This window comes from Micromonospora echinofusca (assembly GCF_900091445.1).
Lineage (GTDB): Bacteria > Actinomycetota > Actinomycetes > Mycobacteriales > Micromonosporaceae > Micromonospora > Micromonospora echinofusca.
In genome coordinates this window covers 3521932-3543491 of record NZ_LT607733.1, presented here as the reverse complement: position 1 = coordinate 3543491, position 21560 = coordinate 3521932, and the positions used below count along the sequence as shown (strand labels likewise).

Annotated in this window: 23 protein-coding genes; 14 read left to right on the top strand and 9 right to left on the bottom strand. The window is 75.6% G+C overall.

Going from position 1 to position 21560, the window contains the following annotated elements:
* The first annotated feature begins 252 nt into the window (after positions 1 to 252).
* Positions 253 to 1554 (top strand): NAD(P)/FAD-dependent oxidoreductase, encoded by a 1302-nt coding sequence (locus tag GA0070610_RS15525; RefSeq protein WP_089000696.1) that lies wholly within the window; start codon positions 253 to 255, stop codon positions 1552 to 1554.
* A gap of 209 nt (positions 1555 to 1763) precedes the next feature.
* Here the strand turns inward: GA0070610_RS15525 and GA0070610_RS15520 are convergent, their stop codons facing one another.
* The gene (locus GA0070610_RS15520) at positions 1764 to 2558 is read right to left on the bottom strand and encodes a spermidine synthase (RefSeq protein WP_089000695.1); all 795 of its coding nucleotides are present in this window, start codon (positions 2556 to 2558) and stop codon (positions 1764 to 1766) included.
* A gap of 62 nt (positions 2559 to 2620) precedes the next feature.
* Positions 2621 to 3601, bottom strand: a complete 981-nt coding sequence (locus GA0070610_RS15515) for a DUF2267 domain-containing protein (protein ID WP_089000694.1) — start codon at positions 3599 to 3601, stop codon at positions 2621 to 2623.
* A gap of 203 nt (positions 3602 to 3804) precedes the next feature.
* On the opposite strand from GA0070610_RS15515, the gene GA0070610_RS15510 reads away from it, so the two are divergent.
* Positions 3805 to 4119, top strand: a complete 315-nt coding sequence (locus GA0070610_RS15510; RefSeq protein ID WP_089000693.1) for a hypothetical protein — start codon at positions 3805 to 3807, stop codon at positions 4117 to 4119.
* A 67-nt stretch (positions 4120 to 4186) separates the two neighbouring features.
* Here the strand turns inward: GA0070610_RS15510 and GA0070610_RS15505 are convergent, their stop codons facing one another.
* Both GA0070610_RS15505 and GA0070610_RS15500 read right to left on the bottom strand, forming a co-directional pair.
* Positions 4187 to 4525 carry an STAS domain-containing protein gene (locus GA0070610_RS15505; protein WP_089000692.1) on the bottom strand — a complete coding sequence of 113 codons (339 nt, stop codon included), beginning with the start codon at positions 4523 to 4525 and terminating at the stop codon, positions 4187 to 4189.
* Positions 4526 to 4581: 56 nt separating this feature from the next.
* Positions 4582 to 4929 carry an STAS domain-containing protein gene (locus GA0070610_RS15500; RefSeq protein WP_089000691.1) on the bottom strand — a complete coding sequence of 116 codons (348 nt, stop codon included), beginning with the start codon at positions 4927 to 4929 and terminating at the stop codon, positions 4582 to 4584.
* Positions 4930 to 5177: 248 nt separating this feature from the next.
* On the opposite strand from GA0070610_RS15500, the gene GA0070610_RS15495 reads away from it, so the two are divergent.
* The 5 genes from GA0070610_RS15495 (at position 5178) to GA0070610_RS15475 (ending at position 9658) form a co-directional block, all read left to right on the top strand.
* Positions 5178 to 6938, top strand: coding sequence for a PP2C family protein-serine/threonine phosphatase (locus tag GA0070610_RS15495; protein ID WP_089000690.1), 1761 nt, complete (start codon positions 5178 to 5180; stop codon positions 6936 to 6938).
* Positions 6935 to 7987, top strand: a complete 1053-nt coding sequence (locus tag GA0070610_RS15490) for a cobalamin B12-binding domain-containing protein (RefSeq protein ID WP_172896537.1) — start codon at positions 6935 to 6937, stop codon at positions 7985 to 7987. Before GA0070610_RS15495 ends, GA0070610_RS15490 begins: the two co-directional genes overlap by 4 nt.
* An 85-nt stretch (positions 7988 to 8072) precedes the next feature.
* A complete protein-coding gene (locus tag GA0070610_RS15485) occupies positions 8073 to 8420 on the top strand; it encodes an STAS domain-containing protein (protein WP_089000689.1) in 348 nt (115 codons plus the stop codon).
* A gap of 68 nt (positions 8421 to 8488) precedes the next feature.
* A complete protein-coding gene (locus tag GA0070610_RS15480; RefSeq protein ID WP_089000688.1) occupies positions 8489 to 8935 on the top strand; it encodes a response regulator in 447 nt (148 codons plus the stop codon).
* Positions 8936 to 9124: 189 nt separating this feature from the next.
* Complete coding sequence (locus tag GA0070610_RS15475) at positions 9125 to 9658, top strand: ATPase (protein ID WP_089000687.1); 534 nt, start codon at positions 9125 to 9127, stop codon at positions 9656 to 9658.
* Between the two features lie 73 nt (positions 9659 to 9731).
* Here the strand turns inward: GA0070610_RS15475 and GA0070610_RS15470 are convergent, their stop codons facing one another.
* The 3 genes from GA0070610_RS15470 to GA0070610_RS15460 all read right to left on the bottom strand — a co-directional run bounded on the left by GA0070610_RS15470 (position 9732) and on the right by GA0070610_RS15460 (position 12423).
* A complete protein-coding gene (locus tag GA0070610_RS15470) occupies positions 9732 to 10574 on the bottom strand; it encodes a hypothetical protein (RefSeq protein WP_172896536.1) in 843 nt (280 codons plus the stop codon).
* A gap of 385 nt (positions 10575 to 10959) precedes the next feature.
* Positions 10960 to 11388 (bottom strand): OsmC family protein, encoded by a 429-nt coding sequence (locus GA0070610_RS15465; RefSeq protein WP_089000686.1) that lies wholly within the window; start codon positions 11386 to 11388, stop codon positions 10960 to 10962.
* An 87-nt stretch (positions 11389 to 11475) separates the two neighbouring features.
* Entirely contained in the window at positions 11476 to 12423 is a 948-nt protein-coding gene (locus GA0070610_RS15460) for a serine/threonine-protein kinase (protein WP_089000685.1), read from the bottom strand.
* Positions 12424 to 12594: 171 nt separating this feature from the next.
* On the opposite strand from GA0070610_RS15460, the gene GA0070610_RS15455 reads away from it, so the two are divergent.
* The 3 genes from GA0070610_RS15455 to GA0070610_RS15445 all read left to right on the top strand — a co-directional run bounded on the left by GA0070610_RS15455 (position 12595) and on the right by GA0070610_RS15445 (position 15149).
* The gene (locus GA0070610_RS15455) at positions 12595 to 12828 is read left to right on the top strand and encodes a hypothetical protein (RefSeq protein WP_089000684.1); all 234 of its coding nucleotides are present in this window, start codon (positions 12595 to 12597) and stop codon (positions 12826 to 12828) included.
* Between the two features lie 112 nt (positions 12829 to 12940).
* Positions 12941 to 13687, top strand: a complete 747-nt coding sequence (locus GA0070610_RS15450) for a response regulator transcription factor (RefSeq protein WP_089000683.1) — start codon at positions 12941 to 12943, stop codon at positions 13685 to 13687.
* A gap of 16 nt (positions 13688 to 13703) precedes the next feature.
* On the top strand, positions 13704 to 15149 hold the full coding sequence (locus tag GA0070610_RS15445) for a sensor histidine kinase (RefSeq protein WP_269458883.1): 1446 nt from the start codon (positions 13704 to 13706) through the stop codon (positions 15147 to 15149).
* Positions 15150 to 15267: 118 nt separating this feature from the next.
* Here GA0070610_RS15445 and GA0070610_RS15440 read toward each other — a convergent pair whose 3' ends face one another.
* Positions 15268 to 16113, bottom strand: coding sequence for an arginase family protein (locus GA0070610_RS15440; protein WP_089000681.1), 846 nt, complete (start codon positions 16111 to 16113; stop codon positions 15268 to 15270).
* Positions 16114 to 16155: 42 nt separating this feature from the next.
* On the opposite strand from GA0070610_RS15440, the gene GA0070610_RS15435 reads away from it, so the two are divergent.
* Complete coding sequence (locus GA0070610_RS15435) at positions 16156 to 16842, top strand: helix-turn-helix transcriptional regulator (RefSeq protein WP_089000680.1); 687 nt, start codon at positions 16156 to 16158, stop codon at positions 16840 to 16842.
* Positions 16843 to 16880: 38 nt separating this feature from the next.
* Here the strand turns inward: GA0070610_RS15435 and GA0070610_RS15430 are convergent, their stop codons facing one another.
* Positions 16881 to 17276, bottom strand: a complete 396-nt coding sequence (locus GA0070610_RS15430; RefSeq protein WP_089000679.1) for a VOC family protein — start codon at positions 17274 to 17276, stop codon at positions 16881 to 16883.
* Positions 17277 to 17463: 187 nt separating this feature from the next.
* On the opposite strand from GA0070610_RS15430, the gene GA0070610_RS30905 reads away from it, so the two are divergent.
* From GA0070610_RS30905 to GA0070610_RS15420, 3 genes are read left to right on the top strand one after another with little or no spacing between them, the layout of a single operon-like run.
* Positions 17464 to 17613, top strand: coding sequence for a hypothetical protein (locus GA0070610_RS30905; protein WP_165947858.1), 150 nt, complete (start codon positions 17464 to 17466; stop codon positions 17611 to 17613).
* A gap of 9 nt (positions 17614 to 17622) precedes the next feature.
* The gene (locus GA0070610_RS15425; protein WP_089000678.1) at positions 17623 to 19047 is read left to right on the top strand and encodes a methyltransferase; all 1425 of its coding nucleotides are present in this window, start codon (positions 17623 to 17625) and stop codon (positions 19045 to 19047) included.
* Complete coding sequence (locus GA0070610_RS15420; protein WP_392567253.1) at positions 19040 to 21142, top strand: sulfatase-like hydrolase/transferase; 2103 nt, start codon at positions 19040 to 19042, stop codon at positions 21140 to 21142. Before GA0070610_RS15425 ends, GA0070610_RS15420 begins: the two co-directional genes overlap by 8 nt.
* The last annotated feature ends 418 nt before the right edge of the window (positions 21143 to 21560 follow it).

Below are 21560 nucleotides of genomic sequence, written 5' to 3'. Positions count from 1 at the left end.
GCCGGTCTTCCTGCGGTGGGGTCATGGCTGTCCTGTGGAGCGGCATCGTGCCGCCGGAGCGCGCCGGCACGGTGGTGCGGCAGCTGATGGCCGACGACATGTTCACCGGCTGGGGATCCGCACCCTCCCCCTGGGGCGAGCGGCTCTACAACGCCCTCGGCTACCCGGTCGCCAGGCGGCTGTCCGGCTGGCGAGTGTTGATTCGTCCGTGTCGCCACGTTTGTCCCGCTGCCGGGTGGGAACGGGGCCGCAATGACGAAACCTCGTGTGGTGATCGTGGGGGCCGGGTTCGCCGGTTACCACGCGGCGAAGACGTTGAGCCGGCTGGCCCGGGGCCGGGCCGAGATCGTGCTGCTGAACTCCACCGACTACTTCCTCTACCTGCCGCTGCTGCCCGAGGTGGCCGCCGGCGTGGTGGAACCCCGGCGGATCTCCGTGCCGCTGACCGGGACGCTCGACGGGGTGCGGGTGCTGATCGGCGAGGCCGACCACGTCGACCTGCAGAACCGCTGGGTCGGCTTCACGCAGCCGGAGGGCGACCGCAACCGGATCGCGTACGACCGGCTGGTGCTGGCCGTCGGTAGCGTCAACAAGCTGTTGCCGATCCCCGGCGTGACCGAGTACGCCCATGGCTTCCGCGGCCTGCCCGAGGCCCTCTACCTGCACGACCACGTCATCCGGCAGATCGAGCTGGCCGAGCAGACCGAGGACCCGGCCGAGCAACGGGCGCGCGCCACCTTCGTGGTCGTCGGCGCCGGCTACACCGGAACCGAGGTGGCCGCGCACGGCCAGCTCTTCACCGACGAACTGGTCTCCCAGCGTCCCCGCCTCAAGATCCGCCCGAAGTGGATGCTGCTCGACGTCGCGCCCCGGGTGCTGCCCGAGCTGGACAAGCGGATGTCGGACACCGCCGACCGGGTGCTGCGCCGCCGGGGCGTGGACGTGCGGATGGGCACCTCGGTCGCCGTGGCCACCGCCGACGGGGTCACGCTCACCGACGGCGACTACGTGCCCACCTGCACCCTGGTCTGGTGCGTCGGCGTGCGCCCCGACCCGTTCGTCGCCGAGCTGGGACTGCGCACCGAGCGGGGCCGCCTCGTCGTCGACGAGTACCTCAACGTCCCCGGCTTCCCCGAGGTGTACGCGTGCGGCGACGCCGCCGCCGTGCCGGACCTGGCCCGGCCCGGACAGATCTGCGCCATGACGGCGCAGCACGCGCAGCGGCAGGGCAAACTGGCCGCGCACAACATCGCCGCCTCCTACGGGCAGGGGCGGCGTAGGCCGTACAAGCACCACGACCTGGGCTGGGTGGTCGACCTGGGCGGCAAGGACGCCGCGGCGAACCCGCTGAAGGTGTCGCTGTCCGGGCTGCCCGCCAAGGCGGTCACCCGCGGCTACCACCTGCTGGCGATGCCGGGCAACCGCGTCCGGGTGGGCGCGGACTGGATGCTCGACGCCGCCCTGCCGCGTCCGGCCGTGCAGCTCGGCCTGGTGCCGGCCAACGCCGTACCGCTGGAGAGCTCCTCGCCGGAGGTGGCCGTCCGGGCGCGCTGACCGCACCGGCCGGGGTCGTCCGGCCAGGCCGTGGCGCTCGTCGCGCCGCCGGCTGCGGCGCGGGCAGCGCACGGGCGGCCGGCGGGGCCGTCGCGCAGGCCGGGACCGACGCTCCCCGGCGATGAGCGCGGCGGGCCGGGGCTTCAGCGCGCGGTGAGCGCGGTCGGGCCGGCGGCCTCAGCGCGCGGCGACGGCGGGTCGGGAGGGCTTCAGCGCGCGGCGAGGGCGGCGTCGGTGGCGGGGCGGGCGCCCGCGACGAACGCGTCCAGGGCCGCCCCGTGCAGCGCCCCGCCGGGCACCGGATCCCGGGCGACCCGGGCGGACAGCCGGGCCACCGGCAGCCGCCCGGGCAGCGCCGCGGCGGCGAGGACCACGTTGCCGTAGCGCCGCCCGCGCAGCATCCGGCGATCGGCGACCAGGCAGACGTCGGCGAGGACGGCCCGCAGGGTGGCCGCGTGGACCCGGGCGAGGACCAGCGGCGGCAGGTCGGTCACGTTGACCACCAGCACGCCGTCGGGACGCAGCGTCCGGGCCACCTCGGTGACGAACTCGACGCTGCGTACGTGGGCGGGCATCCGCGCCGCCCGGTAGATGTCGGCCAGCACCAGGTCGTAGCCGGCAGCGGGCGCCCCCCGCAGCGCATCCCGGGCGTCGGCCACCCGTACGTCGACGCCGGCCGGCGACGCCGGCAGCTCCCGCGCCACCAGGTCGACCACGGCCGGATCGCGCTCCACGACCAGTTGCGCCGAGCCGGGCCGGGTGGCGGCCACGTAGCGGGGCAGGGTCAGCGCGCCGCCACCGAGGTGCAGCACGTCCAACGGACGGCCGGGCGGGGCCGCCAGGTCGACCACGGCGGCCATCCGCCGTACGTACTCGAAGTGCAGGTGGCGGGGGTCGGACACGTCGACGTAGGACTGCTCGACGCCGGCGGCGAGGAGCGTACGCCCGGTGGGGCGCGCCGGGTCGACGACCAGCTCCAGGCGGGGCGCGTCGGAGGGCTCCATCCCGGCAGGCTAGCCGAGCCAGGGCGAGCCGGCGGGTTGGCGTCCGCCGGCCCGCGCCCCGGTCAGCCGGACGCCATGCCGGCGCCCGCCTCGTCGATCGCGTCGTCCACGGCGTGGGCGAGGTCGACGTCCATCGCGGTCACGGCGTCGGCCTGCCGGGACCGTACGGTCAGCACGGCGGTGCCCGGGTCCGGGCGGCCGATCCGCGGGCCGCGACCGGTCTCCTGCCGCAGCCGGTCGATCCGGTCCAGCACCCGGTCCAGGTTGTCCGCCGGCAGCTCCACCGTCCGGGTCAGCGCGTCGCCGTCGCCGGACCAGTACGGCAGCCCGTCGAGCGCCTCGCGCAGCTCCACCTCGCTCAGCGGGGGCGTCGCACCGACTGCGCCAACCACCCCGCCGCCGACGGACGGCGGCTCCAGCAGGTCACGCAGGCCGTCGGGCACGTGCAGCGACTCGATCAGGTCGCCGTCGTGGTCGGCCAGCGCCGCCACGGTCGCCTCGGCCTGGTAGCGGGCCTGTTCCGGCGTGCGGCCGCTGATCCGGCCCACCTCGGCCAGGAAGCCGGCCAGGTCCTGCCGGCGCCGGATGCCGTCCACCGGCACGACGTCGTGCAGCTTGCTCGGCACGGCCGCCAGCAGCCGCTGCCGCTCCGCCTCGCCGAGGGCGAACGCGAGGACCAGCACGGTCGACTCGACCCCCACCTTGGCGGTGCGGAAGTCGGCCCCGGTACGGCGGACGACGTCGTCGACCAGCGCGTGGTAGCCCAGCGCGGTCCCGTCCGGCGGGCCCGGCCCCCGCTCGGGCAGCGGGCGGGGGGACTCCGGCACGCCCGCCGGTGGCGGGGCCGGCCCGCCCCGCGTGCTGTCCGGCTTGTGGCGGCTGCCGGCCGGCGACGGGCCGGCACGCTTGCCCTGGTCCAGGTGGGACAGCTGCTTGGAGGCGCTCAGGCTGGCGCCGGTCTCGCTGGCCTGCATGCCGCGCTCGCGGGCCTGGCGGGCCAGCGCGCGGCGGCGCTGGTTGTCGCCCTCCATCTGCTTGCGCATGGTGACACCTCGCTTCCGCTGGTGTTCCCTCGCTTCCGCCCGACGCCTTCCCGTCGTCGCCGGCACCGAAACGGACGCCGCCTGTCGGGCCGGGGACGCCTCGACGGAGGTTCATCCGGCGGGGGTGAGGGGTGCTCACCCGACGGGATCCGACGATCGCAGCGGACCGGAGAACTTCCGAGAACGCGGAAGGACAGGTCGTGATGAAGAGGATCGTCGAGATCGTTCCCGCCCGACCCGGCTGGTACGCCCGCTGGCGCCTCTCGCCCGAGGACACCCGCTGCTACCCGGTGAGCCTGTGGGCGCTGTTGGAGGAGGGCGACGGCTCGGGCCGCGAGGTGGTCGGGGTGGACTGCATCGGGCAGTGGCCCGGAGCGGACGACAACGAGGCGGGTGGGGTGTTCGTCCGCTATCTCTTCCAGACTCCCGATTCCGGCCCACCGGAGGACGCCGAGCCGCCGTCGACGCGACAGCTGCGGACGACCGGGCCCCGGCTGCAACCGCTCACCACACCCTGATCCTCACTCCGGCCCCCGGCCCCTGGTCCCAGGGTCGGGGGCCACCCCTAGGCGGGAGGCCCCGGCCTCAGCCCGCCCGGCGGACGTCGGTGACGCCTTCGACGGCGAGCAGCTCGGTCAGGCCGGTGCGGTCGAGCAGCTGCTGGAGCTGGGGACCCACCCCGCGGAGCCGGATGGCGCCCGTGCCGCCGCGATGGGCGGTCAGGAACGCGCTGAGCCCGGACGAGTCGCACAGGCTGACCGCGCTCAGGTCGAACAGAAGCTCCTGGTAGCCCTCGCGGCGCAGGTCCGCGGCGGCGGCGACGAGTTCCGGGGCGGTGTCGAAGTCCAGCTCACCGGACAGCCGGAGCCGGGCACGCCCGGCGTCGAGCCGGGTCACCTCGATGGTCAACAGCTGGGCGGGCATGTCCCCATGGTCCCAGCCAAGGGCCCGCGCGCAAAGCCGGGGGCCGGTGGGTCGCGTCAGGCGGTGCCGGCGGTGCCCTTCGTCGGGGCCGTCGGGCCTTCGCCGAGCGGCCGGTCGAGCAGGCCCGTGACGCCGGTCATGTCCAGGATCGTCTCCAGGAACCGGGGCACGGCGCACAGCCGCAGGGCGGTGCCGCACTGCTGCCCCTCGCGCCACGCGTGCACGATCACCCCGAGGCCGGTGCTGTCGATGAAGATCAGGTCGGAGAAGTCGAGGACGAGGGTCGCCGGAGCGTCCGCGATCACCCGGTCGACCTCGGCGCGCAGCGGCCCGGCGGTGGTGTAGGCGAGGTCGCCCCCGACCCGGATGAGGGCGGTGGCCGGATCCGACCGGTCGACGGTCATGCTCAACGGAGTCGCCTCGGTTTGGCTCCGACGGGACAGCACGATCACGCCTTTCCGCAGGCTGCGAGGGGCAGAGGGTGAGGGGATCGTAACAATCCCCGGCAGGTCCCGCCCGGCACGCGCACGCCGCCCACGCGACGGGCGTCGGGTGGCGCTCGCAGCCCACGGGCGTAGGGTGGGTGCAGAGATTTGACCACATGCGCCGCCTCACGGTGGTACGGGTGTCGACGAGGAGTGGGGCTCAGCTGGTGACTGCTGCCGACGTCCGGGACTCAGATCCCGGCGACGGACGGATCTCCGCACCGGGTGCCGCACGGGCCACGGCGTGGAGAGCCGACGCCCCGGCACGCCCGGCATCCGCACTGCCCGCGCTCGCGGCCGACCGGGAGCACGCGGCACCCGACTGGTCCGAGATCGTCGAACACTTCCGCGAGGGCCTCGTCGTCTGTGACGCACAGGGCGTCGTCCGGCACGTCAGCCCGGTGGCCGAGCGGCTGCTGCCCGAGGTTGCCCCCGGTGAGCTGCTCGCGGCGGCCGGCATCGCGGGGCTGGCCGACGACGCCGAGTTCAGCCACCACGGCCGCCGGCTGCGCGCGCGCCAGGTGCCGCTGTCGGCCGCCCGCTGCTGCTGGTACGTCGAGGACGTCACCGAGAGCGTCACCCGCGCCGACGCGCTGCTCGCCGAGCGGGCCCGCTCGGCCTTCCTGGCGGTCGTCGGCGAGAAGCTCGGCAACCCGCTGCACCCGGACCGGGCGGCCGCGGCGGTCGTTCGGCTGGCCGTGCCGACGCTGGCGGAGGTGGCGGTGCTGGTGCTGGCACCCCGTTCCGGGCGGGCACGCTGGTGGCGGGCCGCCCGCACCGACGACGACGCCCCGATGGTCGACAGCGGTGTCCTGCCCGTCGTCGACCTGCCGGCGGCGATCACCGAGGGCCTGGACGGCGCGGAACCGCACACCCTCGACTGGCTGGTGGAGCAGGCCGTGGAGGCCGGCTGGCTGCCGGGGCTGACCGCGGCGCAGTCCTGCGCGCGGGTGGTGCCGCTGCCCGGTCGCGACGCCCCGGCGGGTGTGCTGCTGGTCGCGCGGCGCCTCGACCGCTGGTACGACGAGGCCGACGTGGACCTGGTCCGCGCCTTCGCGGCCCGGGCCGGGGCGGCGCTGACCACGGCGCTGCTCTACCGCGACCAGGCCGAGGTCGCCGACACGCTCCAGGCGAGCCTGGTGCCCGTGGAGCCGGCGGAGGCGACCGGGGTGCAGTGGGGCACCGCCTACCGGCCGGCCCAGGCGGGCCTACGCATCGGCGGCGACTTCTACGGCTCGCACCGGCTGGCCGACGGCGGCTCGGTGTTCTTCCTCGGCGACGTCTCGGGCAAGGGCGTCGAGGCGGCGGTCTTCACCGGCCAGCTCCGACAGTGCCTCCAGGCGTTGCACCGGGTCGAGTCGCAGCCGGGGCGGCTGCTCAAGCTGCTCAACGACGCGCTGCTGGAGACCAGCCAGGCACAGGGCCAGGGGCGGTTCGCGACGATGGTGCTGGGCGTGGTCCGCCCGCACCGCGAGGGTGGGCTCACCCTGACCATGGCCGGCGGCGGGCACCTGCCGCCGCTGGTGCTGCGTAACTCCGGCGAGGTCGAGCCGGTCCCGCTGTCGGGCATGCTGGTCGGCGTGGTCCCCGATCCCCGCATCGGCGAGGTCACCGTCCGGCTGGAGCCGGGGGAGACCTGCCTGCTCTACAGCGACGGGGTGACCGAGGCGCGCGGTGGCCGCCGCGGCAACGAGCAGTTCGGCACGGAACGGCTGATCCACGCGGTGGGCGGCTGCCAGCGGATGCCCGCCCCCGCCCTGGCCGAACGCGTCGAGCAGGTGACCTGCGACTGGCTGGCCCACGGCGACCACGACGACATCGCCGTGCTGGCGCTGCGCGCGACCGGCCCGGGTGAGCGTACGCCCCGGCACCTGCACGCGGTGCCCGACGCGACCGGAACCGTCGAGCTGAGGGGGATCCACTCGTGACCGCCGCCCCGACCGCCGGGATCCTCCCGGCCGGCGCCTGGCCGGCATACCTGGACGGCCTCCAGGAGGCCGACGAGTACGCCGCCATCGAGGTGGCCGTCGGTCTGCTCGAGGCGGGCGTGCCCGCCGAGCGGGTCCTGCTCGACCTGGTCGCCCCGGCACAGGCCGAGGTGGGGGAGCGGTGGGCGCGCAACGAGTGGAGCGTCGCCCAGGAGCACGCCGCGACGCACATCAGCGAGCGGGTGGTGGCGGCGGTCGCGGCGTACGCGAACCCGCGCCCGACGCGCGGGCGGGTCGTGGTGGCCTGCATGGACGGCGAGTGGCACGCCCTGCCGCCCCGGCTGGTCGCCGAGGTGCTGCGCCTGCGGGGCTGGCAGGTCACCTTCCTGGGCGCGAGCGTTCCCGCTCCGCACCTGGTGTCCTACCTGCACCGGCACGACGCCCACGCGGTCGCGCTCGCCTGCGCGCTGCCGATGCGGCTGCCGCACGCGCACCGCATGATCGAGGCGTGCCGCCGCGTGGACGTCCCCGTGGTGGTGGGGGGCCGGGGCTTCGGCGCGGACGGGCGCTGGGCCCGCAAGCTCGGCGTCGCCTGGGCACCCGGTGCCCCGAGCGCGGCCGACCTGATCGCCGACGAGCGCACGCTGCGCCGCGTCCCGCCGGCGGAGCTGAGCCACCTGGCCGACGACGAGTACACCAGCCTGCTCAAGCGGCGCGGCGAGCTGATCGACGGGGCGCTGGCGGAACTGCGGGAACGCGACCCGGGGACGCGCGACTACACGCCCAGCCAGATGGACTCGACGGTCAGCGACCTCGGCTACATCGTGGACTTCCTGGCCGCCGCGCTCTACGTCGACGACGCCACGTTGTTCACCGAGTTCGTCGACTGGCTGGTGGAGATCCTCACCAGCCGCGGTGTGCCGGCTCCCACGCTGGGGTCGACTCTGGAACACTACGGCCGGGTCCTGCGCGACTTCCCCCGGGCCGCGCGCTTCCTCGGGGCGGCCGGGTCGTCCCTGGCCAGGCTCGGCGGCGCCGGGGTGCGCTGAGCGCCGGTGCGGTCGCCGCCGGCACCCCTGCTTATACTTGCCTCACTGCAAGCATCCGCCTGCGGTGGAGCGAGGGGGACCAGGGGTGACGTTCACCGTCACGTGCGCCGACCGCGACGGCGGGGCGACATGCCTGCGGCTGGCCGGCGAGCTCGACCTGAGCACCGCGCCCGAGCTCAACGCCGCCATCGACCGGCTGATCGGCGCCGGCGAGCGGCGCCTGCTGGTGGACCTCACCGAGCTGACCTTCTGCGACTCCACCGGCATCGCCGCCTTCGTCCGGGGCGACAACCGGGTCGCCGCCGACGGCGGGTGGCTGCGGCTGACGGGTGCCACCGGCCGGGTCGACCGCGTGCTCCAGGTGACCGGGCTGGCGGAGGTGCTGCGGTACGACCCCGGCAGGGCGGACCCGACGACGCGCTCCGCCGGCTGATGGGCTAGATTTCCGCCGGCGCAGAGCGCCCCGCGGTTCTCCGTTCCACCGACACGAAGCAGGTAGTGATGGGTGTAGACGCCCCGAGTCCGGTTCGCATCCTGGTGGTGGACGACGACCCGGGTGACGTTCTGATGATCGAGGAGGCACTCGCGGACTCCGACGTCGACAAGGTCATCGACGTCGTGAGCGACGGCCAGGAGGCGATGGAGTTCCTGCGCCGCGAGGGACGGCACCCCGACGCCCGGCGGCCGGACGTCATCCTGCTCGACCTGAACATGCCCCGGATGGACGGGCGGCAGGTGCTCGGCGAGGTCAAGGGCGACGAGGACCTGCGTACGATCCCGATCGTCGTGCTGACCACCTCCAACGCCGACACGGACATCGTGGGCAGCTACACGCTCCAGGCCAACGCCTACGTGACCAAGCCGATCGACCTGGACGACTTCAACGACGTGGTGCGCCGGATCGACGAGTTCTTCGGCCGGGTGGTCGTGCTTCCGAAGCGCTCCTGAGGCGCCCGAGCGTTCCCGAGCCGCCTGGGTGAACCCGGGCGGCCGTTCCCGCCGGCCCTTGCACGGTTCGCCCGGCCCTTCGGGGTGTCCGCATGGTGAACATTTTTCCCGAACCCCCTCCGGCGCCGCCCCCAGCGCCGAGGATCCAGGGTGGGGAAGGAAACACCAGCTGCCTGGGGGGGCGACAGCATGAGGTTCTCCGTCGTTGAGAACGGCTACGACCAGCGGCAGGTCGACTCCTGCCTCGACGAGATCGGCATCCGGCTGGCCCGGCTCGCCGCCCGCGCGGAGGGCGCCGCGAGGGCCGGGCGGGAGTGGGACGAGATCCGCGACGAGGCGACGGCGCTGAGCGGGCTGCTCCAGCGGCTGGACCTGGGTGACGCCGACCGGGCCCCGCGCGGCGCGTACGACGCCGATCGCGAGGCGGTGGACCTGTTGGCCCGGGCTCGGGTCGAGCTCGACGCGGCCCGGGAGGAGGCCCGCCAGGTGCGCGAGCGCGTCTACGCCGAGGCGGTGCAGGCCCGCCGGGAGTTCGAGGAGGCGCTGCTCGCCCGGCGCCGGCGCGAGGCCCGGGTCGACCGGATCCTCGACGGGCTGACCGTCGAACCGGTCCCCGCCGAGACGCCGACCGCCGCAGCCGGCGTGCCGGCGACCCGGATCGCGGACCGTAACGGCGCGGACGCCCCCAGCGAGCCGCCGGGCGGCCGCGCCGGGATGCGCTGACCCTGCGCGCCCGTCCGGCCCGCGCATGGTCCTCGCGGAGCCGTCCGGCCCGCGCATGGTCCTCGCGGAGCCGTCAGGTCAGCGCCGCGACCACCGTGGTGGCCAGCTCCTCGTGCTGGGCGTACGCGTCGGGAAAGGCCGAGACCTGCACGGCCTGGGCGGCACCGGCAACGCTCATCTGCTGCCAGCCCGGCACGTCCCGCAGCGCCTCGTAGAAGGCCTGCGCGGCGTACGTCGGACGCATCAGCTCGCGTACCGTGCCCCAGCCGCTGCTCGGGCGCTGCTGGAACAGGCCCACCGAGTCGTGGTCGGCGCCGCTGCCCTGGTGCGGGTACCGGCTGGACTCCGGGAGCACGTCGCTGGCGAGGTTGTAGAGCCGGCTCTCCTGCATCGCGGTCGCCACGGCGACGACCAGTGCGCGGCGGGGCATCTTCAGCTCGACGCCCACGTCGACGATGGTCTTGGCGTTGTCCATCTGCGCCTGGGTGAGCCCGGCGACCGGGCGCGGCCGGGGCGGCGGGGCCGGCTTGCGCGGGGCCTTGCGGGTGGCCGAGGGGGTCGGCTTCGGGGTCGGGCTGGGGCTGAGCGTGGGCGAGGGGGAGACGGCCCGGTCCAGGGACCGCGAGGCGCGCTCGTCGTCGACGGCCCGCTCGGCCAGGGCCTCGGCCACGGGTTCCCGGGTGGCGTCGGCGTCCTCGCGCGTGCCGGCGAACGCGGCCACGCCGAGGCAGCAGGTCACACCGGTGGCGAGGGCGACCCGCACGGGGGTCGAGGCGAGCAGGGCACGGCCGCCGCGCCGCTGCCGCTGCGCGGCGCGATGCCGGCCGATCGTCCGTTCGGTCGAGGAGGGATCATCCGTACGGGCGGACGGTCGATCCTGGGTCGGCGTCTTGTCGATGGGGGCGTCGGGGTGCACCCGCCGAGGCTAGAAAGGCGAGCGCGCCTTGCCATCGGCCTGCTTGGTGGCATGCGCCACAATTTGCGCCGATCTGCGGGACGATTACGCCCGGCGGAGCAGTAACGCCACTATCCGCCTTTGTCTGATCTTCCGCACATATCCGATACGGGGTCGCTAATCGGGTCAAGAGTCGATCATGGGTGAGAGCGCCCTGGCCCGGCCGGGCCTCCACCGAACGGTGGAGGTCGACTCAGCCCACCCGGACGAGCGCGGGTCGTCCCCGGGGGGACCCCCGCGTGCCCTCGCGCGACCCGCGCGCCCTCGCACGACCCCGCGCGGCGGAGCCGCTGCCGTCCGGGCCGGCGCCGTGACTCCTCCGACGTCGTCCCGCCGTGCGCGCCGGTCAGTGCCGGCCGTTCTCCGCCGGGGTCACCGTGAGCCGGTGCCGGCTGCCGTCGCCGCTGGAGAAGGGCCACAGGCGGTCGGCGTGCTCCACCAGCTCGGCGAGCTGCTGCCGGCTCAGTCCCGCCGAGGAGATGGAGGCGTGCACGTCGGCCCGGTACCGGCCGTCGTCGTCGCGTCCGAGCTTCGCCTCCGCGCGTACCTGCACGGTGTGCGCCTCGTCGGTGATCTCGCCCGCCGCCTCCACCGCCGCATGGTGCAGGCAGGACGCGAAGGCGGCGGCGAGCAGCTGCTCCGGGGTCAGCCCCGAGCAGTGTGGCGCCAGCGGGGACGCCAGGGCCGTGGAGAGGCTCCCGTCGTCGGTGCGTACGTGGCCGCCCTCGGCGGTCGCGGTGGCCGTCTCGTTCAGCCAGGAGCTCGATTCCGGCATCGCGTTCCTCCCGTCGCTCAGCCGCCCGGCTACCCGGCCCCCGGGCCGTGAAACCGCAGGCGCCCGGCGGGAAGGCCGGGGAGGGGCTCAGCCGGCCTGGGTGGACCAGTCGGGCAGGGGGGCCGCCTCGGTCACCTCGGCCGCCGCCCGCTCCGTCCACGGCGACATCGTCCCGATACGCTGGCGCGGTACGGCCGACTGAAGCAGCGGCACGTACACCCGGGCGTCCACCGCCTCGGCGAGCAGCAGCGCCGCCATCAGGCTCGACGGTCGCTCCGCCGGGTCGTCGGCCAGGCAGGACGCGCACAGGTCGGCCACCTCCGGCGGCAGCCCCTCGATCTCCGGCAGCGGCTGCGGCGGTTGCCGCCGCCGGGCGCCGAGCAGCTGGGTCGTGGTGCCCGCCTGGTACGGCAGCCGGCCGGTCAGGCAGTAGTAGAGCAGGACGCCGAGGGCGTACATGTCGGCGGCGGGTGTGGCGGGTGCCCGTTCCAGCTGCTCCGGGGCGAGGTAGGCCGGCGTGCCGACCACCATCCCCTCCGGGGACCGGTCGGGGGTGCCGGAGGGGGTGGCGATGCCGAAGTCGAGCACCTTCACGCCGGCCGGGGTCAGGATCACGTTGGCCGGCTTGACGTCACGGTGCACGATGCCGTGCGCGTGGGCGGCGGCCAGCGCGGCGCTCACCTCGGCGCAGACCCGTACGGCGATGCGCCAGTCGAGCGGCCCGGCCCGCAGGTGCGCGGCCAGCGTCTCGCCCTCGGCCAGTTCCATGACGATGTAGGGCACCTGGCCCTCGGGGCCGGTCCCGCAGGTGCCGAAGTCGTGCACGGACGCCACGTTCGGGTGCACCAGCCGGGCGGCGGAGCGGGCCTCCGCGCGGATCCGTTCCACCGACGTGTCCTGGCCCTCCTGCCCGGGGGACATGACCTTCACCGCGACCGGCCGGTCCAGCACCGCGTCGTGGGCCCGCCAGACCTCCGACATGCCGCCGATGCCGATGCGCTGTTCGAGCCGGTATCGCCCGTCCAGCGTTCTCATCGACTGCTCCCTGTCGCTCGTGGCCCGTCCCGCGACGGGGCGCCAACGCTGCGGTACCCGGGCTCCGATCAGGGCAAACCGCTGTCGGTTCGGGGCGGGGCCGCCTCCCGCTGCGGTAGCTTGCGAGCCAGGGCCGGATGTCGGGCGGTACGCGGGAAGGCGGGCGCGCGGATGAGCGAGGTGACCGTACGCTTCGTCGGCGGCCCGGCCCACGACCTGGTGCGGCCGGTGCCCGCCGAGCCCGACGGCGCGCCGCCGGCGCACTGGATCCTGCGGCACCCCGACGGCGCGGGACCGGCCCCGGGTGGCGGGCCGGACCACCTCTACCGGCGCGAGCATCCCGCCGGCGACGGCACCTGGACGATGCGCTTCGTGCACACCTACCCGGTCGGCATGACCGAGTGAGTACGCGCGTCGGGCACCTGGCCGCCCGACGGTGAGCGGGCCGGGGCGACGCACAGGTGGGACACAGGTGGCGCACAAGTCGGGCCCAGCGGGCCGGCGCACGATGGGGGCCATGGTGACGGATGGGCGGGCCGGAGCGGGCCGCGTGGAGCTGCGCCGCCCCGACGGGGAACCGGTGCGGGTGCTGGTGGTCGACGACGAGCCGACCCTGGCCGACCTGCTGTCGATGGCGCTGCGCTACGAGGGTTGGCGGGTGCGCACGGCGGGCGACGGCACGTCGGCGCTGAACGCGGCGCGGCAGTTCCAGCCGGACGCCGTGGTGCTCGACGTGATGCTGCCCGACCTGGACGGCTTCCAGGTGCTGCGCCGGCTGCGCGAGCAGGCCCCCACGGTGCCGGTGCTCTTCCTGACCGCCCGGGACGCGGTGGAGGAACGGATCGCCGGGCTGACCGTCGGCGGCGACGACTACGTCACCAAGCCGTTCAGCCTGGAGGAGGTCGTCGCCCGCCTGCGCGCGCTGCTGCGCCGCTCGGGGTTCGCCGTCGCCACCCGCCCGGACGCCGTGCTCACCGTCGGCGACCTCAGCCTCGACGAGGACAGCCACGAGGTGTCCCGCGACGGCTGCCCCATCACGCTCACCGCCACCGAGTTCGAGCTGCTGCGTTACCTGATGCGCAACCCGCGCCGGGTGCTCAGCAAGGCGCAGATCCTCGACCGGGTCTGGCACTACGACTTCGGCGGTCAGGCCAACGTGGTGGAGCTGTACATCTCGTACCTGCGGAAGAAGATCGACGCGGGCCGCAAGCCGATGATCCACACGCTGCGCGGCGCGGGGTATGTCCTTCGACCGGCGCAGTGAGCGCCCCGCCGGCTGGCTGGCCGGGCTGTCGCTGCGGACCCGCCTGGTGCTCATCCTGGTCGCCCTGCTGGCCCTGGTCAGCGTCGCCATCGGCGGGATCACCACGGTCGCGTTGCGACATTTCCTGATCGACCGGGTGGACGAGCAGTTGGCGCCGATGCGCGCCGCCCCCGGGTGGGGCGGGCCGGCGCCCGTCGAGTGGCCGCGCGGCGGCACCGGCGGGCCGGACGCGCGGATTCCCCGGGGCCTGCCGCCGGGGACCCTCGCCGCCGAGGTGGTCGACGGCCGGGTCGTGCGGGCCTGGATCCTGGCGGGCCGGGAGGAACAGGCCGTCCCCGCCAAGGACCTGGCCGAGCTCGCGGACCTGCCCACGGACGGCCGGCCCCGCACCCGTGAGCTGGGCGGGCGCGGCGACTACCGGGTGGTGGCACGCCAACTTCCGGGCGGGACCGTGCGGGTGCTGGGTCTGCCCCTGTCGGGCGTGTCGGAGACCGTGTGGTGGCTGGTCGTCGCGCAGGCCGGCGTGGCCACCGCAGGGCTGCTGGTCGCCGGCGGGGCCGGTGCCCTGATCGTGCGGGCGACCCTGCGCCCGCTGCGCCGGGTCGCCGCCACCGCCGGCCGGGTCAGCGAGCTGCCCCTGGACCGCGGCGAGGTGGCGCTGTCGGTGCGGGTCCCGGCAGCCGACACCGATCCGCGCACCGAGGTCGGGCAGGTGGGCGCGGCGCTCAACCGGATGCTGGGGCACGTCGGCGCCGCGCTCGCCGCCCGCCAGGCCAGCGAGACCCGGGTACGCCAGTTCGTCGCCGACGCCAGCCACGAGCTGCGCACCCCGCTGGCGGCCATCCGGGGGTACGCCGAGGTCGCCCGGCGGGGCCGGGACGAGGTGCCGCCCGACGTGGCCCACGCGCTGCGCCGGGTCGAGTCCGAGAGCGCCCGGATGACCAGCCTCGTGGACGACCTGCTGCTGCTGGCCCGGCTCGACTCGGGCCGCCCCCTCGCGGTCGAGCCGGTGGACCTGTCCGCCCTGGCGGTGGACGCGGTCGGCGACGCGCACGTGGCGGGGCCGGAGCACCGCTGGCGCCTCGACCTGCCGGACGTGGTCGTCCGGGTCCCCGGCGACCCGGCCCGGCTGCACCAGGTGCTGGCGAACCTGCTGGCCAACGCCCGCGTGCACACCCCGCCCGGCACCACGGTCACCACCACCCTGCGGGTGGCCGGCGACGCCGCCGTGCTCGACGTCGCCGACGACGGGCCCGGGGTGCCGCCGGCGCTGCGGGCCGAGGTGTTCGAACGCTTCTCCCGGGGCGACAGCTCCCGGTCCCGGGCGCACGGCAGCACGGGCCTGGGGCTCGCGATCGTGGCCGCCGTGGTGGAGGCCCACCACGGCTCGGTCGAGCTGGACAGCCGGCCGGGACGTACGGTGTTCACCGTCCGGCTGCCGGGCGTCACCACCGACGCCTGATCGCGCCCACCCGTCCCCGGGTCCGTCGCCGTGCTGCTCGCCCGCGTCCCGGAGTTCCGTGTCGGTCGCGTCCGGGGCGCCACAGCCGGCCGCCACCCGCGGCGACCGACGGGCGCGTTCAGTCGGCCAGCAGCTCGGCGAGGGCCTTCCCGACGCGTTCCGCGTGCCGCCCGTCCGGGTCCTCGTCGGCGTTGAAGTCGGTGACGCTCATCCCGATCAGCCGACCCGAGCGCACCAGGGGTCGGGCCAGCGCGATCAGGTCGGCCCAGTCCAGGCCGTCGGGCTCCGGGTAGCTGACCGCCGGGAGCACGAGCGGGTCGAGCACGTCGAGGTCGAGGTGCAGCCAGGCCGGCGTCGTACCGACGGCGAGGTCCCGGCCCGTCTGCGCCGCGTCGGCGCCGCGCAGCCGGGTGGCCGGCACCAGGTGCACGGCCGGGTCGATCCGGGAGGCCTCCCTGCCGTCCGTGGCCCGGTCGAGCGGCCGGTGGCCGAGCACGTGCACCTGGTCGGGATCGACCAGCGGCCCCTCCCGGTCGAGGACCCCCGCCGGGCCGTGGTCGGTGACGATCGACAGGTCCATGTCGGCCGCCTCGCCGGTGGGCGAGGTGCGGCCGTCCTCGAAGTCGAGGTGGGCGTCGAGGAACCACAGGTCCAAGCCGGCGGGAAGCCCCTGGAGGATGCCCGGCAGGATCGCGCAGTCGCCGCCGAGCACCAACGGGTGCCGCCCGGTGCCGATCAGCGTCGTCACCCGTACGGCGATCGCCCGGGCGGCGCGGCGCAGCTGGTCGACGCCGATCACCCCGGTCTCCGGATCCCGTACCGGGTCGCTGATCAGGGCGTCGACCGCGCCGGCGTCGGCCACGCCCAGCCAACCCAGCAGCCCGGCGGACCGCAGCGCGGCGGGCGCCCGGTGCTCGCCCGGCCGCGTCCGGAGGAGTCGAGGGGAGCGTCCAGCACCGACCATCGCACACCCGGAGGCTAGCCCGGCCGTGGCAGGCTGGGCGGCATGTACCGGGAACGTCCGGCCGGGTTCGCCGGCGCGGTGCTCTGGACCAGCGCCACGACGGCGGGCGCCGCCCCGACCCGGGTGCTCCCCGACGGCTGCGTCGACCTGCTCTGGTCGAGCCGCGTCGGGCTGCTGGTGGCCGGGCCGGACCGCAGGGCACACCTCAGCGGTGGCGGGCCGGCGGAGCGCTGGGTGGGGCTGCGGTTCCCGCCGGGCACCGGGCCCGCCGTGCTCGGCGTACCGGCCGTCGAGCTGCGCGACCGCAGGGTCGCCCTGGCCGACATGTGGGGCGAGCGGGAGGCCGCCCGGCTGGCCCGGCGGGTGGAGGCCGCCCCGGCCGCCGCGCTGACGGAGATCGCCGTACGGCGGCTGGGCGCGGCCGGCGGGCCCGATCCGCTCGGGGCCCGGGTCGCCGCCGCGCTGGCCGCCGGCGCCACCGTGACCGCGACCGCCGCCGCCACCGGCCTCGATCCGCGCAGGCTGCACCGCCGGTGCCGGGACCTGTTCGGGTACGGCCCGAAGACCCTGGCCCGGATCCTGCGGATGGGGCGGGCGCTGGCGCTGGCCCGCGCCGGCATGCCGCTGGCCGAGGTGGCGGCCCGCTGTGGCTATGCCGACCAGGCCCATCTCACCCGGGACGTACGGGACCTGGCCGGGGTGCCGCCGACCGCCCTGCTGCCTCGCTGAGCAGGGCGTGAGCCGGCCGCGCGGGGCGGGATCCCGGCTCAGGCCTCAGGGAGCGGGGCGAACAGGTCCACGCCGTTGCCGTCGGGGTCGAGCACCACCGCGTACCGCTGGCCCCAGTAGGCGTCCCACGGGGGCAGGTGGCCCTCGTGCCCCTCGGCGACCAGGTCCGCGTAGAGCCGGTCGACCTCGGCCGGATCGGCGCACCGGAAGGCGGGGCTGGCCCCGCCACCACCGCCCGGCCGCCAGCCGGGGTCGAAGGAGCGGACGGTCTCGGCGGTGTCCCAGGCCAGCCGCAGGCCGCCGGGCAGGGTGATCTCCACGTGCGGGTCGGCCTCGGCGTCGGCCGGGATGTCGAGGCCCAGCCGCCGGTAGAAGGCGAGGGAGCGGGGCAGGTCGGTGCTGACCAGGCCGATGAGGTCGAGCGGCGGTGTCATGGCCCCACGGTAGGGCCGCCGGCGGCGGTGGTCTTGAACGAAACGGACGCCGGGCGGAGTGCCGGGTGTGGCCGCACGAGCCGGACGATCGGCGTAGCGTGTCAGACAACTCCGGCTTTCCGGGCAAATCCCCCAAGGGGGGCTGTCCGCGTACGCCGATCTCGAGACGCGAGGGAAGGAGCGGTCGGTGGAACACCTGGCCTACCTGGACGCGGGGTCCGGCAGCCTGATCGTGCAGGCGGTGGTCGGCGGGGTGGCCGGCGCCGCGGTGGCGGCCAAGCTCTACTGGCGGCGACTGGTCGACCGGTTCCGCCGTCAGCCCACCGACCAGCGCTGACCCCGGCCCATGGCGAACTCCCGCACCGGCCTGCACGCCGAGCCAGGTTCCTTCCGCGACCCCGCCAACCGGGTCTTCCACCTCGACGGCGACGTGCTGCGTGGGCTCGACGAGCAGGCCGCCGGCGAGTGGCGCGCGTTGAGCGCCAGCGCGTTCTTCCCGCCGCTGATCGCCGCCGGCAAGGTGTGCGGCACCGAGGCGGTCGAGTCGCCGGCCGTGCCGTCGGTCGACCGGTGGGCCGCCGTCCTGCGCCACGAGCGCATCCCGTTCGTCTCCCACCCGTACGAGTGGTCCTTCGCCATGCTGCGCGACGCCGCGCTGCTGCACCTGGAGATCCTGCGCGCCGCCCTGCCGGCCGGGTTCACCACGAAGGACGGCTCGGCATACAACCTCCAGTGGCGCGGCGTGGAACCGGTGTTCATCGACGTCGGCTCGTTCACCCCGGCGCGCGAGGGTGAGCCCTGGGCCGGGTACCGGCAGTTCTGCCAGACGCTGCTCTACCCGCTGCTGCTCGGCGCCCACCTCGGGCTGGACTTCCAGCCGTGGCTGCGCGCCCGGGTCGACGGCATCGAGCCCGACCAGATGCGCCGGCTGTTCGGCGGCGCCCGGCGGCTGCTGCCCGGCGTGCCCACCCACGTGCACCTGCACGACGCGATGCAGCGGCACAACGCCCGGGCCAGCACCACCGACGTCCGCTCCCAGCTGCGGGCGGCCGGCTACTCCCGTGAGCTGGCGCTGGCCACCGTACGGGGGATCGAGAAGCTCGTCCGGCGGCTGGAGCCCCGCCCGGCGGCCAGCCACTGGGTGGACTACCAGCGCACCTGCGCGTACACGGCCGACGACCGGGCGGCGAAGGAACGCTTCGTCACCGATGCGCTGGCCGCCGGGCCACGGCCCCGACTGGCGCTGGACCTGGGCGCCAACGACGGCCGGTACGCCCGCCTCGCCGCCCGGCACGCCGACTACGTCGTCGCCGTCGAGCAGGACCCAGGCGTGGTGGACGGGCTCTACCGGGACCTGCGCGCGGCGGGGGAGCGGCGGATCCTGCCCCTGGTGATGGACCTCGCCGACCCGTCGCCCGGCGGCGGCTGGCGCGGCGTCGAGCGGGCCTCGTTCGCCGACCGGGCCGACGCCGACGCGATCCTCGCCCTGGCCGTCGTGCACCACCTGGCGATCGGGCGCAACGTACCGCTGCCCGAGGTGCTGGACTGGCTGGTCGGGCTCGCCGCCCCCGGCGCCCGCCTGGTGGTGGAGTTCGTCCACCCCGGGGACCCGATGGCCCGGCGGCTGCTGGCCAACAAGCCCGAGGGGCTCTTCCCCGACTACCGGCCGGCCGAGTTCGAGCGGTTGCTCGCCGCGCGCTGCCGGATCACGCGACGACTCGACCTGCCCTCGGGCACCCGGACGCTCTACGCGGCGGTCGTGGGTGGCTGAGCCGACCCCCGCCACGTCCGCCGCGTCCCCGGCACCCGACCCCGCCGGCCGAGCCGCCCCCACCGTCCGGCCCGACCAGGTAGGTGAGTCGTCGCTGTCCGAGCCGTCCCTGCCGGGCGGCTGGCGTACGGAGCTGGGCCGGCTGGCCGAGGTGGCGGGGCTGGTCGGGCTCGTGGTCACCCAGCCGCTGCTGGACGTCCTCGGGCGCAGCCCCGACTTCTTCCTGTTCCACCGCGCCGAGCGCCGGGAGATCCTGCTGCTGGTGGCACTGGTCGCGCTGGTGCCCACCGCCGCTTTGGCGCTGCTCGGCGCACTGTCCCGGCTGGCCGGGCGCGCCGCCCGCTCGGCGAGCCACACCCTGCTGGTCGGCCTGCTGCTCGCCGCGCTGACCGTGCAGGTCGGCCGGCACGGCACGCCGCTGCGGGGCGTACCGCTGCTGCTGCTCGCCGCGGTGGCCGGGGCCGCCGGGGCCGCCGCGCACCGGCGGTGGCGCGCGCCCGGCCGGGCACTGCGGCTGGCCGCGGCCGGGCCGCTGCTGTTCGTGGGGCTGTTCGTGTTCGCCTCGCCCACCTCCACGGTGGTGCTGCCCCGGGGCGAGGGCGGCGCCGCCGGGGTGGCCGGGCCCGGCCACCACCCGCCGGTGGTCGTGCTGGTCCTCGACGAGCTGCCCCTGGTGTCCCTGCTCGGCCCCGACGGGCGGATCGACGCCGCCCGGTTCCCGCACTTCGCGGAGCTGGCCGGCGGCTCCACCTGGTACCGCAACGCCACGGGCGTCAGCGGCTGGACGCCCTACGCGTTGCCGGCGATGCTCACCGGCCGCTACCCGCAGCGCGCGGTGGCACCGCACTACTCGCAGCACCCGGACAACCTCTTCACCGCCTTCGGCGGCCTGTACGACGTGCGCGCCGAGGAGAGCATCACCCGGCTCTGCCCGCCCAGCCGCTGCGAGCAGCCGGTCGACCCGGAACAGGGGCTGGGCGTGCTCGTCCGGCAGGCCGGCGGGTTGCTGCGCCAGATCACCGCGCCGGTCGACAGTCGGGTGGACCCGGAGGACTCGTACCGCGAACCTACCGCCGCGGAGGCGGGCATCGACGCCGCCGAGCCGGTGCCGGCGGACCCGAAGTTCCGCTGGGACAGCCTGGACGACAACCAGCCGGCCCGCTTCGCCAGCTTCCTCGCCGGGCTGCGGCCGGCGGCCCGGCCCACCCTGCACTTCCTGCACCTGCTGATGCCGCACTCGCCGTGGGTGTACCTGCCGTCGGGGGCGCGCTACGACGCCCCGGAGGACCTGCCGAACGACGGCGCCGGCTGGGTGGAACTGGCCCGCGGGCGGCACCTGGCGCAGCTCGGCTACACCGACCGGCTGATCGGCCAGACCCTGCGTACCCTGCGCTCCACCGGCCTCTACGACCAGGCCCTGCTGGTGGTGACCGCGGATCACGGCGTCAGCTTCACGCCGGGCGCCCAGGGCCGGGGCATGGACGCCATCCGGACCGCCCCCGCCGAGGTCGCCTGGGTGCCGACCTTCGTCAAGACCCCCGGCCAGCGCGCCGGGCGCGTCGACGACCGGAACTGGCAGCACGTGGACCTGCTGCCCACCATCGCCGACGAGGCGGCCATCCGGCTCCCGTGGCCGGTCGACGGCCGCTCCGCCCGGCAGGCCCCGCGTACGGAGGCGGGCAAGGTCTTCTACGACCGTCCCGGCCAGCCGACCCCCGTGGCCGGCGGCGTACCGGCCCCACTCCCGCCACCCGCGCCCCACCCGCTGGTGGGCACCGCCGTCGGCGACCGCCCGGCGGGCGGCACCGCTGAGGTCGCCGACCTGGCCGCGTACGACGCGGTGGACCCGGACACCGGGCGGCTGCCGGCCGCCGTCTGGGGCGACGTGCCGGACGAGGTACCCGACGGCACGCCCCTGGCGATCGCCGTCAACGGCCGGATCGGCGCGGTCGTCCCCGTGGTCCCCCGCGACGCCGGCGGACGCCGGTTCGCCGCCCTGCTCGCCGACGACCGTCTCTTCCGCGCGGGCGCCAACCGCCTCGCCGTCTACCGCGTCACCGGCGACGACACCCTCCTCCGCCTGACCCTCACCTGACCCCACCCACCCACCCACCCCAGCCCCACCTGCCCCACCCAGCCCGCGCTCCGGCGCCCCGCGTCCCGGCGTCCCGGCGCTGCCGCGCTGCCGCGCTCCGGCTCGCCCGCGCCGTCCTCCCGCACCTCCCCAGGGTCGATCATGAGGTTGTTGCCCTGGAACGCGCTTTCCGTAGGCGCTAACCTCATGATCAATGTGCGTGGCGCTGCGTGGCGCTGCGTGGCGCTGCGTGGCGCGGGGCGGTGGGGTGGGGTTGGTTGACGGTTGTGCGTCCGGAATGAGCGGGTTTCTCGGCTCGCTGGTCGGGAAACGCGTGACGCATGCCTCACCGTCGAACCACGACGGGCGGTGTCACCTCGACCGTGATTACGGTAAAAGCGAAGGCAATTCAACGCAGATCTGCCGGCGAAGCGAGGGA